Origin of the sequence: Gordonia sp. SGD-V-85 (genome assembly GCF_001456905.1) — a bacterium.
Lineage (GTDB): Bacteria > Actinomycetota > Actinomycetes > Mycobacteriales > Mycobacteriaceae > Gordonia > Gordonia hongkongensis.
Genome location: NZ_LNQO01000005.1, coordinates 174261 through 187966 on the forward strand (window position 1 = coordinate 174261; position 13706 = coordinate 187966).

The following is a 13706-nucleotide window of genomic DNA, read 5'->3' on the forward strand; positions in this document are numbered from 1 at the left end:
TCCTCTACCTCTTCAGCAGATCCGCGTCGTCGACCGACGCCGAGCGGCGTGATCGGAAGATGGTCATGATGATCGCCAGCCCGACCACCACTTCCGCCGCGGCGACGACCATGGTGAAGAAAGCGATGACCTGGCCGTCGAACGACTGGTTCATCCGGGCGAAGGTGACGAAGGCGAGGTTGGCCGCATTGAGCATGAGCTCGACGCACATGAACACGACGATCGCGTTGCGTCGCAGCAATACTCCGGCCGCGCCGATGGTGAACAGCAGCGCTGCGAGGTAGAGGTAGTTCTCCGGGTTCACCGGTCGGTCCCCGGGTCGTCGGCCGGGCGGGTGCGGAGTGTCCGCGCGGCCAGGATGGCGTTGACCGACAGGTCCGACGGCGACCCGTCGGGCAGACGGGCCGGCACGTCGACCGCGTTGTGTCGCGCGTAGACCCCGGGTGTCGGCAGCGGGGTCAGGTTGACCCCACTGCGGAACCGCGCCTGCGACAGTTCTTTCTGGGTGAGTCGTGGCCCGAAACGCTCCCGGTGCGCGAGCACCATGGCGCCGAGCGTGGCGGCGATGAGGAGGGCTCCGGTGAGCTCGAACGCCCACAGGTAGCGGACGAAGATCAGCTCGGCGATGGCCTCGACACCGGCGTCGCTCTGCGCGGCCACGACGCCGGGGTCGGTGGCACCGGTGACGACACCGACGGTGGCGCTGCCGATCCCGGCGATTAACAGGATTCCGAAGCCGACACCGATCAACACCGCGGACAGTCGCTGGCCGCGCAGGGTCTCCCGCAGTGAGTCCGACGAGTCGACGCCGATCAGCATGATGACGAACAGGAACAGCATCATCACCGCACCGGTGTACACGACCACCTGCACCACGCCCAGGAACAGCGCCCCCTGTGCGACATAGAACACGGCGAGGACGATCATCGTGGTGGCCAGGAAGATCGCGGAGTACACGGCCTTGGTGGCGAAGACGACACCCAGCGCACCCGCGACCGCGACGGCCCCGAGAACCCAGAACTGGATCGCCTCGCCGGTGGAGGTGCGCACCACCTCGTCGGCGAGCCACAGGGTGCCACCGGGAGTCATGACCGCGGCTCGCGTTCGGTCGGGACAGTCGGAGTTGGCAGGGTCACGCGGCCGTCGGCGGTCACCTCGCCCCGGTAGTAGTTCTTCTCGGTGGAGCCCGGCGCCATCGCGTGCGGCGGCGCGTCGACGCCGGGTTGCAGCGGGGCCAGCAGACGGTCCTTCTCGTAGATGAGGTCGGCGCGGTTGTCATCGGCGAGTTCGTAGTCGTTGGTCATCGTGAGCGCTCGCGTGGGGCACGCCTCGATGCACAGCCCGCAGCCGATGCACCGCAGGTAGTTGATCTGGTAGACCCGTCCGTACCGCTCGCCGGGCGAATAGCGCTCGTCGGGTGTGTTGTCGGCGCCCTCCACGTAAATGGCGTCGGCCGGGCACGCCCACGCGCACAGCTCGCACCCGATGCACTTCTCGAGACCGTCGGGGTGCCGATTCAATTGATGGCGACCGTGATAGCGCGCTGCGGTCGGCCGTTTCTGCTCGGGGTACTGCTCGGTGATCGTGGGTTGGAACATGCCGCCGAAGGTGACGCGCAATCCGCTCACCGGTTTCAGGAAGTCAGGCATCGGTGGTCTCCCTCACGGTGCTGGGCATCGGCGGCACAGGGAATCCGCCGGCCATCGGGTCGAACTCGTCGGGTGCGGCGGACGGGTCTGCGGAGTCCAGCGTCGGGTCCGAGATGTCGGGGACCCGCATCAACCGCCACACCGCGTAGGCGATGAGCCCGGTGACGACGAGTCCGGCGCCGGCGGAGACGAGCGCGCGGGTGAGGTCGGCGTCCTCGCCGGCGAAGGCGGCGCGGATGATCGCGACGACCATCACCCAGGTGAGGGAGATGGGGATCAGGACCTTCCAACCCAGATTCATGAACTGGTCGTATCGCAAGCGCGGCAGACTGGTTCGCAGCCAGATGAACACGAACAGGAACGCCCACACCTTGAGCGTGAACCAGAGGACGGGCCACCAACCGGAGTTCGCCCAGTCGAACGTGCTCAGCGGCCACGGCGCCTGCCAACCGCCGAGGAACAGAGTGGTGGCGAGCGCGGAGACGGTGACCATGTTGATGTACTCGGCGAGCATGAACATGGCGAACTTCAACGACGAGTACTCGGTGTGGAACCCGCCGACCAGCTCACCCTCGGCCTCGGGCAGATCGAAGGGCGCCCGGTTGGTCTCGCCGACCATCGAGATGGCGTAGATGACGAACGAGGGCAGCAGCAACAACACGTACCAGTGGTGCTCCTGGGCGGCAACGATTCCCGACGTCGACATCGTCGCGGCGTCGAGGAACACCGCGGCGAAGGTGAGTCCCATCGCGATCTCGTACGAGATGACCTGTGCCGTCGAGCGGAGTCCGCCGAGCAGCGGATAGGTCGAGCCCGACGACCAGCCGGCCAGCACGATCCCGTAGACACCCACCGACGTGACCGCCAGGACATACAGCACTCCGACGGGGAGATCGGTGAGCTGCAACGGAGTCTGGTGACCGAATACCGACACCATCGGCCCGAACGGGATGACCGCAAAGGCCATCACCGCCGGGACGACCGCGATGATCGGTGCCAGCAGATAGATCACCTTGTCGACGCCGGTGGGGATGATCCCCTCCTTGAGTGCGAGTTTCACGCCGTCGGCGAGGCTCTGCAGGATCCCCTTGGGGCCGACCCGATTCGGCCCGAGGCGGGTCTGCATGCGTGCCATGATCTTTCGCTCGAGCAGGATGGCGATGAGCGGATTGAGCACAAGGAACACGAACACGGCCAGCGCCTTGGCGACGACGAGCCAGATCGGGTCCTGGCCGAAGTCGTCGAGGGTCGGGAAATCGGTGGCGAGGTTCACGCGGCACCCCCTGCGGCGTCGGTGGCGTCGACCGGGGCCGGCGCGAGGGCCACGAGGTCACCCTCCTGCGCGCGAAGCGCGGCGTGGACGTGCGAGCCGGGTGAGAACAGCGGGAGCCAGACGACCCGATCCGGCATGTCGGTGATCGCCACCGGCAGAACGATGGCGCCGTCGGCGGTGCTGACGCGCAGGAGGTCGCCTGACCCGACACCGGCTTCGGCGGCGGTAGACGGCGCGAGCCGGGCCACCGGCGGGCGGGCGGTGCCGGCGAGGTGCGGTTCCCCGTCTTGCATCCGGCCGTCGTCGAGCAGGGTGTGCCACCCCGCAAGCACCGCCTGGCCGGCAGCCGGGTCGGGCTGGGGCCGGTCCTCGGCGTCGATGGGGGCCCGCCGGCCGGACCATGCGCCGATGCGTCGCAGGTCGATGTGGATGGTCGGGACGTCGGCGCACCGCAGGTCGACACCCATCTGCCGGGCGATCGCGTCGAGGATGCGGTGGTCGGACAGGTGGCCCGAGTCCGTCAGGGCGGTGGTGAAGCTCCGCGGGCGGCCCTCCCAGTCGACGAACGTGCCCTCCTTCTCCGCGACGGCAGCCACCGGGAAGACCACGTCCGCGCAGCGTGTCACGGCGCTGAGGCGTTGCTCGAGGCTGACGACGAACGGTGCGGCGGTCAGCGCCTCGGTCGCCGCGACGGGGTCGGGGAGGTCGTCGACGTCGACGCCGCCGACCACCAGCGAGAGCCCGTGATAGCGCGCGGCGTCGATGATCCCGGCGGTGTCGCGTCCGGGCCGCGGGTCGAGATCGGTGCCCCAGATCTCCGCCACCGGCGTACGGGCGTCCTCGTCGTCGAGCGGCCGGCCGCCGGGTAGCAGGCCCGGCAAGGCGCCCGCTTCGAGCGCGCCTCGTTCGCCGGCGCGGCGCGGAATCCAGGCCAGCCGGGCGCCGGTACGGTCGGCCAGTTCCGCGACTGCGGGGAACGCGCCGGGCCGGGTGGCCAGCCGTTCGCCGACGAGGATGACCGAGCCGGCGGGCCGCAGATGCGCGGTCACCTCCGCCGACCGGAGCACCTCTGCCTCGCTGCCGGGAACGGACCGGAAGACCGCGGCGTCGAGTTTGGTGGCGCCGCGACTCGCGAACGGGGCGACCGTCGCGACGCGCTGCCCGGCGGTGCGTACCGCCCGCCGGAGACGGAGGAAGACGATCGGGGACTCTTCCTCGGGTTCGAAACCGGCGAGCAGCACCGCTGGTGCGGCGGACAGGTCGTCGTAGGTGGTCGCGAGTCCGTGGCCGGCGATACGCGCGGCGAGGAAGGCGGCCTCCTCGGTGCTGTGGCTCCGGGTTCGGAAGTCGATGTCGTTGGTGTACAACACGGTTCGCGCGAAGCGTGAGTACGCGTACGCGTCCTCCACGGTCAACCGGCCGCCCGTGAGTACACCGACGTTGCCCGGTGAACGGGTCAATCCCTCGGCCGCCGTACGCACGGCGTCGGCCCACGACGCCTCACGGAGTTCGCCGTGCCGGTCGCGGACGAGTGGGGCGGTGATCCGATCAGGTGACGACGTGTAGGCGAACGCCCATCGTCCCTTGTCGCAGTTCCACTCCGAGTTGACCTCGGGATCGTCACCGGCGAGCCGGCGCAGCACCTTTCCACGGCGGTGATCGGTGCGCTGGGCGCACCCACTCGCACAGTGTTCGCACACGCTCGGCGTCGACACCAGGTCGAACGGCCGGGCGCGGAACCGGTACTGCGCCCCCGTCAGCGCACCGACCGGGCAGATCTGGACGGTGTTGCCGGAGAAGTAGGAGTCGAACGGTTCGTCGGCGTAGATGCTGACCTGTTGCAGCGCACCGCGATCCGCGAGCTCGATGAGCGGATCACCCGCGACCTGCGTGGAGAATCGGGTGCAGCGGGCACACAGCACACATCGCTCCCGGTCGAGCAGGACCTCCGACGACAACGGGACCGGCTTGGTGAAGGTCCGCTTGACGCCGTCGAACCGCGACTCGGAACGTCCGGCCGACATCGCCTGATTCTGCAACGGGCACTCACCGCCCTTGTCGCACACCGGGCAGTCCAGCGGGTGGTTGATCAAGAGGAGTTCCATCACCCCGCGTTGCGCTCCCGCCGCGATCTCCGAGCTGAGCTGCGTCCGCACCACCATTCCTTCGGTGGCGACGGTCGTGCACGATGCGAGCGGCTTTCGCTGCCCCTCGACCTCGACGAGACACTGCCGGCAGGCACCGACCGGTTCGAGGAGCGGATGGTCGCAGAAGCGCGGGATCATGATGCCGATCTGCTCGGCCGCGCGGATCACCAACGTGCCCCTGGGTACCCGGACGGCGCGACCGTCGATGGTGATGCCGACCAGGTTGTCGGTCGCGGCCGCCGGGTCGCTCCCGTGGGTGAGTGTCATCGGACGCCTCCTGCCCAGACGGTCGAGCGTGAATGGTCGAACGGGCACCCGTGGTCGAGGTGGGCGAGGTACTCGTCGCGGAAGTACTTCAGCGACGACACGATCGGGCTGCCCGCTCCGTCCCCGAGCGCGCAGAACGACTTCCCGACGATGCTGTTGGTGACATCGGCGAGGGTGTCGAGGTCCGCGGCGGTTCCGCCCTCGTGCTCCAGCCGGTGCAGCAGTTGCACCAGCCAGTACGTGCCCTCGCGGCACGGGGTGCATTTACCGCAGGACTCGTGTTCGTAGAACTCCGTCCACCGCAGGACCGCGCCGACGACGCAGGTCGTCTCGTCGAAGATCTGCAGGGCCTTGGTGCCCAGCATCGAACCGGCCGCGCCGACGCCCTCGTAGTCGAGCGGGACGTCGAGGTGCTCCGGCGTCAGCAGTGGTGTCGACGACCCGCCCGGTGTCCAGAACTTCAGCTCGTGCCCGGCGCGCACCCCGCCCGCCCGGTCGAGTAGTTGCCGTAACGAAACCCCGAGTGGTGCTTCGTATTGTCCGGGACGCGTCACGTGCCCCGACAGCGAGTAGAGGGTGAACCCGGGTGACTTCTCGGTGCCCATGGACCGGAACCAGTCGACGCCGTTGCGGATGATCGCCGGGACGCTCGCGATCGACTCCACGTTGTTCACGACCGTCGGACTCGCGTACAGGCCGGCGACCGCCGGGAAGGGCGGGCGCAGACGGGGTTGTCCCCGGCGGCCCTCGAGCGAATCGAGCAGGGCGGTTTCCTCGCCGCAGATGTAGGCGCCCGCGCCGGCGTGGACGATCAGTTCGAGATCGAAGCCGGATCCCAGGATGTCCGTGCCGAGATAGCCTGCGGCGTACGCCTCGTCGACGGCGGTGCGCAGTCGACGGAGAACCGAGGCGACTTCACCGCGCACGTAGATGAACGCGTGGTGCGCGCGGATGGCATACGCCGCGATGATCACGCCTTCGACGAGGGTGTGCGGCGACGCGAGCATCAGCGGCATGTCCTTGCACGTGCCCGGCTCGGATTCGTCGGCGTTGACCACGAGATAGTGCGGGACAGACGGGTCGGTCTGCGTGGAATCCTGCTGGGGAATGAACGACCACTTCATCCCGACCGGGAAGCCCGCGCCGCCTCGGCCACGGAGACCGGAGGCCTTGACCGTCTCGATGATGTCGTCGGGGGGAGTGGTCAGTGCGGTCGACAACGCTCGATAACCGTTGTGGCGCAGATAGTTGTCCAGGGTCCAGGATTGCGGTTCGTCCCAGTGGCGGGAGAGGACCGGGGTCTCGGGGGGTTCGGGTTCGGGGTCGGGTTGTGGTGGTTGCGAGGTGGCTTCGACTCGGCTCCTCGCTTCGCTCGGGGCCGGCTCAACCAGCGGAGAGGGTGGTTGCGAGGTGGCTTCGACTCGGCGCCTCGCTTCGCTCGGGGCCGGCTCAACCATCGGGGAGGGTGCCGGCTCAACCAGCGGAGGGGAGGGCTCAGCCAGCGGCGGGGTGGGCTGAACCAGCGGAGAAGGTGCCGGCTCGGTCGGCGGAGTCGGGGGCCCGGCGAGGTCGCGTTCGGTCTCGCGGAACGATCGCACGGGGCCGGTACCGCGAGCCGGGGTGACCTCGACACCGGCGCGAAGGTCCTCGATGAGCTCGATGGTCGACTCTGGGGTCTGGTCGTCGAAGAACTCCCAGTTGACCATCACCACCGGCGCGAAGTCGCAGGCCGCATTGCATTCGACGTGTTCGACGGTGATGCGGTGGTCGGCCGTCGTGTCCCCGGGTTCCACGCCCAGGTGCTCGCAGACCGAACGGAGGATCTCGTCGCCGCCGAGGGTCGCGCAGAGGGTGTTCGTGCAGACCCCGACGAGGTACTCGCCGGTGGGCGTGCGCCGGTACATCGAGTAGAACGTGGCGACCGAGGCCACCTGTGCGGGCGTCAGATCCAGTTGTGCGGCACAGAATTCGATCCCGGCACGCGTGAGACGACCGTCGTGGGATTGCACCAGGTGAAGCAGCAGCAGCAGCGCCGACCGCGCCTGCGGATAGCGGGCGATGATCGGAAGTGCCTCTGCGGTCAGCTGTTCGATGACCACGTCGGGATACCCGGCCGGGCCGTCGAAGGTGATCGGCGGGACCGGGGTGCCGTGTGCCGGCGCCGATCCTTCCGGCGGGGGTGCGGTGCTCAGGTCCACGAACACGGGATCGGTCATCGGTCCACGCCTCCCATCACGGGGTCGATGCTGGCCACCGCGGTGATGACGTCGGCCACCATCCCGCCTTCGCACATCGCCGCGACGGCCTGCAGATTCGTGAACGACGGGTCGCGGAAGTGGACGCGGTACGGCCGGGTGCCGCCGTCGCTGACCATGTGCACGCCGAGCTCGCCCCGCGGTGATTCGACGGCGACGTAGCACTGGCCGGCCGGGACGCGCATCCCCTCGGTGACGAGTTTGAAGTGGTGGATGAGGGCTTCCATGGAGGTGCCCATGATCCGGGCGATGTGCTCGGGCGAGTTGCCCAGTCCGTCCGGTCCGAGCGCGAGGTCGGCCGGCCAGGCGAGCTTGCGGTCGGCGACCATCACCGGCCCCGGCCGGAGCCGTTCCAGACACTGCTCCACGATGCGGATCGACTCGCGCATCTCGCGCACGCGGATCAGGTAGCGGCCGTAGGAGTCGCACGTGTCCTCGGTGATGACGTCGAACTCGTAGTTCTCGTAGCCGCAGTACGGCTCGGCGCGGCGCAGGTCGTGCGGGTAGCCGGTCGACCGCAGCACCGGACCGGTGACCCCGAGTGCCATGCAACCGGTGAGGTCGAGATAACCGACGCCCTGGGTCCGCGCCTTCCAGATGTAGTTGTCGTTCAGCAGGTCTCCGAGTTCGTCCAGGCGGCCGGGGAGCTGTCGGATCACCTCGGCGACCCGGTCGATGCCGTCCTCTGGCAGGTCCTGCGCGACACCTCCGGGGCGGATGTAGGCGTGGTTCATCCGCAGGCCGGTGATGAGTTCGAACAGGTCGAGGATCATCTCCCGCTCGCGGAATCCGAGGAACATCGCCGTCACGGCACCGAGTTCCATTCCGCCGGTGGCCAGCGCGACGAGATGGCTGGAGATGCGGTTGAGCTCCATCAGCATCACCCGCATGACGGTGGCGCGTTCCGGGATGTCGTCGGTGATGCCGAGGAGCTTCTCGACGCCGAGGCAGTAGGCGGTCTCGTTGAAGAACGGTGACAGGTAGTCCATCCGGGTGACGAACGTGACGCCCTGCGTCCAGTTGCGGTACTCGAGGTTTTTCTCGATCCCGGTGTGCAGGTAGCCGATTCCGCAGCGGGCCTCGGTGACGGTCTCGCCTTCGATCTCGAGGATCAGGCGCAGGACGCCGTGCGTCGACGGGTGTTGCGGACCCATGTTGACGACGATGCGTTCGTCTCCCGGTTGCTGCTCGGCGCGGGTGCGGACGTCGGACACGATCGAGTCCCAGTCCTGTCCGGACACGGTGTAGGTGTGGGTGTCGGTCATCAGTTGTACGACCTCCTCCGGTCCGGCGGGTCGACGCGGGTTCCCTTGTATTCCACCGGGACTCCGCCCAGCGGGTAGTCCTTGCGCTGGGGGTGGCCCTCCCAGTCGTCGGGCATCTCGATCCGGGTCAGCGAGCGATGGCCGTCGAAGACGATGCCGAAGAAGTCGTAGGTCTCGCGTTCGTGCCAGTCGTTGGTGGGGTAGATGTCGCAGATGCTCGGGATGTGCGGGTCGGCGTCGGGCGCCGCGACCTCGAGGCGGACGCGACGCCCGTGGGTCAGGGAGGCGAGCGGATAGATGGCATGGAGTTCGCGGCCCGGGTCGCCGGGATAGTGGACCCCGCTCACGCCGAGGCAGAGTTCGAATCGCAACGCGGGCGCGTTGCGCAGAGTCAGTGCGACGGCGGGAAGGTGCTGTCGTACAACGTGGATGGTCATCTCACCCCGGAAGATCACGACCTTCTCGATCGCGTCGTCGTGGCCGTCGCCCATCTCGTCGAGCAGACGGTCGGCGATCTCGTCGAAATACCCGCCGTAGGGTCGGGACGTACTGGGCGGCAGCGTGACCGGCCGGACCAGGCCGCCGTACCCCGACGTGTCGCCGGTTCCGGGCGGACCGAACAACCCGTGTCGGACGCCGATCTGCTCCGCGTCGTGCGGAGGGGGTGCCGGGTTCTCGGGGTCCTGATGGCCTGCGGGCGTGGTCATCGGAGCAACCCCTTCAGCTCGATCGTCGGGGTGGCCTGGAGGGCGGCACGTTCGGCCGCCCAGATGGCCTCCTCGCGATTGACACCGAGCGGCATCTCCTGGATCTTCTCGTGCAGCTTCAGGATGGCGTGCAGCAACATCTCCGGGCGTGGCGGACAACCCGGCAGGTAGATGTCGACAGGGACCACGTGATCGACGCCCTGGACGATCGCGTAGTTGTTGAACATCCCGCCCGACGACGCGCAGACCCCCATGGCGAGAACCCATTTGGGCTCCGGCATCTGGTCGTAGATCTGCCGGAGGACGGGGGCCATCTTCTGGCTGACGCGGCCGGCGACGATCATGAGATCGGCCTGTCGCGGCGACGCCCGGAACGCCTCCATGCCGAACCGGGCGAGGTCGTACCGTCCCGAGGTGGTGGCCATCATCTCGATGGCGCAGCAGGCCAGTCCGAAAGTCGCCGGCCAGAGCGAGCCCTTGCGCATGAACCCGGCCAGATCCTCGACGGTACTCAGCAGGAATCCGCTGGGGAGTCGTTCCTCGAGTCCCATGGGTGACCTCCTTGCCGTATCGGATCGGTGAAAAGCGCTCAGTCCCAACTCAGTCCGCCGCGACGCCACTCGTAGGCGTACGCGACGGAGACGTTGACGATGAACAGGAGCATGGCCATGAGGCCGAACCACCCGAGTGAGTCGAAGGCGACCGCCCACGGGTAGAGGAACACGATCTCGATGTCGAAGATGATGAAGAGCATCGCGGTGAGGTAGTACTTGACCGGTACGCGCTGGATCGAGCCGGTTGCCACCGTGCCGCCGGCGGTGCGTCGCGTCGGGTAGAGCAGACTCTGTTCGACCGGCTCGATGCCGCACTCGTAGGGCTCGAGTTTGGCGCGGTTGTACCGTTTCGGACCGATCGCGATGCCGATGAAGACGCTGAAAACGGCAAACGCCACGCCGATTGCCCCGAGGACCATGATCGGGACGTAGGCGTTCAAAGCGCGGACCCCTCCTCGCTTGTGGCGACCGGAAGGCATCTGTTCGGTGCGGCCGGCCCGGGTGTTTGTCCTATCCGTGCCGTCGGCCGATCTGGTCCGGCAGTACGAATGTGAGCTGCAACACAAGACTAGTGTGAGTGTGTGGCGCGAGTCACTGTTTTCTAGAGTTCGGCGTTTCCGATCATGTCGACGAACGCGCGTGGAAGAGTGATCGGGTCGACGGGCAGGACGGCCACGGCGTCGGCGCGGGACCAATCCGCGAGCCACCGGTCGTCGGCACGCCCGAGCAGGACGAGCACGGGTGGACAGGGATCGAGTTCGTCTTTCATCTGCTTGGCCAGGCCCATGCCACCGGCCGGGGTGGCTTCCCCGTCGGCGATCACGGCGTCGACGACCCCGGCGTCGAGCTGCGCGAACACCATTGGGGCGGTGGCGACCTCGATGTAGCTGACCGGTGGGCTGCCCGGGTCGGGCCGGGTTCCGATCGCGCCGATGACCTGCGCGCGGGTCTGCGCGTCGTCGGAATAGACCAGCACCCGCAGGGCCCGCGCAGACTGGGAGTCGGTCACGGTTGGCATGCTACAACCCGGCACCCTCGCCGAGCCCTGGAACATGCGCGCGTCTGCAGATCGGCGTCACGAGCGTGCGCCGCGCTCAGTGCTCGGTGGAGAACCCCGTGCGACGGCGGTGCACCTCGAGCGCGAACGTGACGAGCTGATCGATCAGGTCCGGATAGGGCACGCCGGTCGCCTCCCACAGCTTGGGGTACATCGATCCCGGGGTGAACCCCGGGATGGTGTTGACCTCGTTCAGCAGCCAGCCACGGCCGGACTCCTCGTAGAAGAAGTCGACGCGGGCCATGCCGGTGCAGCGCATCGCGGTGAACGTCCTCGCCGCGAGCTCGCGGACCTCGACGGCCGCCGCGTCGGACACCGCAGCGGGAATGACCAGCTGGGCGGCGCCGGTGACGTACTTGTCCTCGTAGTCGTAGAACTCGCTCCCGGGTTTGATCTCGCCCGGCACCGAGGTCTCGGGCGCCGTGTCACCGAGAACGGCGACCTCGATCTCGCGCCCGGTGACGGACTCCTCGATGATGACCACGTTGTCGTAGCGGAGCGCGAGATTCACCGCCGCGTCGAGTTCGGCCTCGTCGTGCGCCTTGGTGATGCCCACCGACGAGCCGAGGTTCGCCGGCTTGACGAACACCGGGAGCCCCAGGGCGTCGATCGCGCAGGCGGTGATCGTCTCCGGGTCGTCAACACCGTCGCGGAACTCGACCCATCGGCACTGTGGGATGCCTGCCTGCTCGGCGACGATCTTGGCCATCGCCTTGTCCATGCACACCGCGGACGACAACACACCCGCGCCCACATACGGCAGCTTGAACAACTCGAGCATCCCCTGGATGGTGCCGTCCTCGCCATGCGGTCCATGGAGAAGGGGAAGGACGACCGTGATGGCCTCGTCCGCGTGACCACGCAGTTCGGTCAGCGGGTCGACGGCGGTTCCGGCGACCTCGAGGGTGTCGGGGAGTGGCGTGCCGTCGGCGATGGCGGCGATCGCCTTGTCGTTGCGCAACCACGTGCCGTCCTTGGCGATGCCGATGGGGACCAGGTCGTATTTGGCCCGGTCGGCCGCGGCCAGGACATGAGCCGCTGTGACCCGCGACACATCGTGCTCGGCGGAGACGCCACCGTAGAGAACCACCAGACGCAACAGCCGAGAAGACATGCCTGTCACGATACGGCCCCGTGCAATCGGGTTCTCGGCGTGTGCTGGGGACTCGGCTAGCGTGAGACCGTGCATTTCAGAGCAAGCGAGGTCGCGGAGGCCGTGGGCGGGGAGCTGCTGGGCCCCGACGTGCAGATCGACGGGGCGAGCATCGACTCGCGGAGTGTTCGGCCGGGCCAGCTGTTCGTGCCGATCGTCGCCGAGCGCGACGGCCACGATTTCATCAAGTCCGCACTCGACGGCGGGGCCACCGCCTACCTCTCCTCGAGGGTCGACCCGGTCGGCGGGACCGCCATCCGCGTCGCCGACACCGCGCTCGCCCTCGCCGACCTCGGTCGAGCGGTCCGCGCCCGGGTCCGCGATCGCGTGGTGGGCATCACCGGCTCGGTGGGCAAGACCTCGACCAAGGATCTGCTCGCGGGCGTGCTGCGCACCACCTACCGCACCGCGGCGAGCGAGAAGTCGTTCAACAACGAGCTGGGGCTGCCGATCACCCTCGCCGCGGCCGCCGACGACGTGGAGGCGGTGGTCCTCGAGATGGGCGCCCGCGGCGTCGGGCACATCGACCTGCTGTGTTCCATCGCGAAACCGACGGTCGGCGTGATCACCCGCGTCGAGGGCGTGCACCTGGAGCTGTTCGGTGACATCGAGTCCGTCGCGCGCGCGAAAGGCGAACTGGTGGAATCGCTCCCGGCCGACGGGATCGCGGTGCTCAATGCCGACCATCGGTACGTCGCGGCGATGGCGGATCGCACCTCGGCGCGTGTCCTGCGCTACGGGCTCTCGCCGGACGTCGATGTGTACGCGTCCGACATCGTCCTGGACGACGAGTTGCGCGCGTCGTTCCGGCTGCACACACCGTGGGGCTCGACGGAGGTCCGACTGGGCGCCCGCGGCGAGCACCAGGTCCCCAACGCGCTGGCGGCGGCGGCCGCCGCCGGCGGGCTAGGGGTGCCGGTCGAGTCGATGGCGGACGGGTTCCTCGCCGCCGAATTGTCCGGTCTACGAATGGAACTCGCCACCTCGTCGCGAGGCGTCACGGTCCTCAACGATGCCTACAACGCCAACCCGACGTCGATGTCGGCTGCGCTGCGGTCGCTGGCGACACTCCCCGCGTCGCGTCGGGTGGCGGTCCTGGGCACAATGGCCGAACTCGGCGCCGACTCGCCAGACCAGCACCGTGCGATCGCACTGGAGGCCAGGGATCTGGGCATCGAGGTCATCGCGGTCGCCGAGGCCGACTACGGTGACACCGCCCGGCACGTTTCCGACGTCGACGGCGTGTCGGCCGAACTCGGCGACCTCGACGACGGGACCGCAGTGCTGGTCAAGGGGAGTCGGGTCGCCGCGCTCGAGCGCGTGGCGCAGGCGCTGCTGGACTGAGGGGTTTCGACAAGCTCAACCGGCAGGGGGGGCTC

General features: G+C 68.3%; 13 protein-coding genes. 1 reads left to right on the top strand and 12 read right to left on the bottom strand.

Features of this window, described 5'->3' with window-relative positions; translation table 11 throughout:
• Positions 1-4: 4 nt before the first annotated feature.
• The 12 genes from nuoK to AS181_RS07865 all read right to left on the bottom strand — a co-directional run bounded on the left by nuoK (position 5) and on the right by AS181_RS07865 (position 12288).
• On the bottom strand, positions 5-304 hold the full coding sequence (gene nuoK / locus AS181_RS07810) for an NADH-quinone oxidoreductase subunit NuoK (protein ID WP_058251017.1): 300 nt from the start codon (positions 302-304) through the stop codon (positions 5-7).
• Positions 301-1089, bottom strand: a complete 789-nt coding sequence (locus AS181_RS07815; RefSeq protein ID WP_058251018.1) for an NADH-quinone oxidoreductase subunit J — start codon at positions 1087-1089, stop codon at positions 301-303. The genes nuoK and AS181_RS07815 overlap by 4 nt, the downstream gene beginning before the upstream one ends.
• On the bottom strand, positions 1086-1649 hold the full coding sequence (gene nuoI / locus AS181_RS07820) for an NADH-quinone oxidoreductase subunit NuoI (protein ID WP_058251019.1): 564 nt from the start codon (positions 1647-1649) through the stop codon (positions 1086-1088). The genes AS181_RS07815 and nuoI overlap by 4 nt, the downstream gene beginning before the upstream one ends.
• The gene (gene nuoH, locus AS181_RS07825; RefSeq protein WP_058251020.1) at positions 1642-2922 is read right to left on the bottom strand and encodes an NADH-quinone oxidoreductase subunit NuoH; all 1281 of its coding nucleotides are present in this window, start codon (positions 2920-2922) and stop codon (positions 1642-1644) included. Before nuoH ends, nuoI begins: the two co-directional genes overlap by 8 nt.
• Positions 2919-5336, bottom strand: a complete 2418-nt coding sequence (locus AS181_RS07830; RefSeq protein ID WP_058251021.1) for an NADH-quinone oxidoreductase subunit G — start codon at positions 5334-5336, stop codon at positions 2919-2921. Before AS181_RS07830 ends, nuoH begins: the two co-directional genes overlap by 4 nt.
• The gene (gene nuoF / locus AS181_RS24515) at positions 5333-7552 is read right to left on the bottom strand and encodes an NADH-quinone oxidoreductase subunit NuoF (protein ID WP_082652889.1); all 2220 of its coding nucleotides are present in this window, start codon (positions 7550-7552) and stop codon (positions 5333-5335) included. Before nuoF ends, AS181_RS07830 begins: the two co-directional genes overlap by 4 nt.
• Complete coding sequence (gene nuoD, locus AS181_RS07840; protein ID WP_058251022.1) at positions 7549-8856, bottom strand: NADH dehydrogenase (quinone) subunit D; 1308 nt, start codon at positions 8854-8856, stop codon at positions 7549-7551. The genes nuoF and nuoD overlap by 4 nt, the downstream gene beginning before the upstream one ends.
• A complete protein-coding gene (locus tag AS181_RS07845; RefSeq protein ID WP_058251023.1) occupies positions 8856-9563 on the bottom strand; it encodes an NADH-quinone oxidoreductase subunit C in 708 nt (235 codons plus the stop codon). Before AS181_RS07845 ends, nuoD begins: the two co-directional genes overlap by 1 nt.
• A complete protein-coding gene (locus tag AS181_RS07850) occupies positions 9560-10114 on the bottom strand; it encodes a NuoB/complex I 20 kDa subunit family protein (RefSeq protein WP_004021558.1) in 555 nt (184 codons plus the stop codon). Before AS181_RS07850 ends, AS181_RS07845 begins: the two co-directional genes overlap by 4 nt.
• A gap of 38 nt (positions 10115-10152) precedes the next feature.
• Positions 10153-10557 (bottom strand): NADH-quinone oxidoreductase subunit A, encoded by a 405-nt coding sequence (locus tag AS181_RS07855; RefSeq protein ID WP_004021559.1) that lies wholly within the window; start codon positions 10555-10557, stop codon positions 10153-10155.
• A 161-nt stretch (positions 10558-10718) separates the two neighbouring features.
• On the bottom strand, positions 10719-11126 hold the full coding sequence (locus AS181_RS07860; RefSeq protein ID WP_058251024.1) for a hypothetical protein: 408 nt from the start codon (positions 11124-11126) through the stop codon (positions 10719-10721).
• Positions 11127-11211: 85 nt separating this feature from the next.
• Entirely contained in the window at positions 11212-12288 is a 1077-nt protein-coding gene (locus AS181_RS07865) for a D-alanine--D-alanine ligase family protein (protein ID WP_058251025.1), read from the bottom strand.
• A 69-nt stretch (positions 12289-12357) separates the two neighbouring features.
• Here AS181_RS07865 and AS181_RS07870 point away from each other — a divergent pair, with 69 nt between their 5' ends.
• The gene (locus tag AS181_RS07870) at positions 12358-13671 is read left to right on the top strand and encodes a UDP-N-acetylmuramoyl-tripeptide--D-alanyl-D-alanine ligase (RefSeq protein WP_058251026.1); all 1314 of its coding nucleotides are present in this window, start codon (positions 12358-12360) and stop codon (positions 13669-13671) included.
• Positions 13672-13706 lie beyond the last annotated feature (35 nt).

Excerpts from the sequence above, each read along its gene's own strand:
- AS181_RS07815 (WP_058251018.1), bottom strand. The coding sequence starts at position 1,089 with ATGACTCCCGGTGGCACCCTGTGGCTCGCCGACGAGGTGGTGCGCACC.
- nuoI (WP_058251019.1), bottom strand. The coding sequence starts at position 1,649 with ATGCCTGACTTCCTGAAACCGGTGAGCGGATTGCGCGTCACCTTCGGC.
- AS181_RS07830 (WP_058251021.1), bottom strand. The coding sequence starts at position 5,336 with ATGACACTCACCCACGGGAGCGACCCGGCGGCCGCGACCGACAACCTG.
- nuoF (WP_082652889.1), bottom strand. The coding sequence starts at position 7,552 with ATGACCGATCCCGTGTTCGTGGACCTGAGCACCGCACCCCCGCCGGAA.
- nuoD (WP_058251022.1), bottom strand. The coding sequence starts at position 8,856 with ATGACCGACACCCACACCTACACCGTGTCCGGACAGGACTGGGACTCG.
- AS181_RS07845 (WP_058251023.1), bottom strand. The coding sequence starts at position 9,563 with ATGACCACGCCCGCAGGCCATCAGGACCCCGAGAACCCGGCACCCCCT.
- AS181_RS07850 (WP_004021558.1), bottom strand. The coding sequence starts at position 10,114 with ATGGGACTCGAGGAACGACTCCCCAGCGGATTCCTGCTGAGTACCGTC.
- AS181_RS07865 (WP_058251025.1), bottom strand. The coding sequence starts at position 12,288 with ATGTCTTCTCGGCTGTTGCGTCTGGTGGTTCTCTACGGTGGCGTCTCC.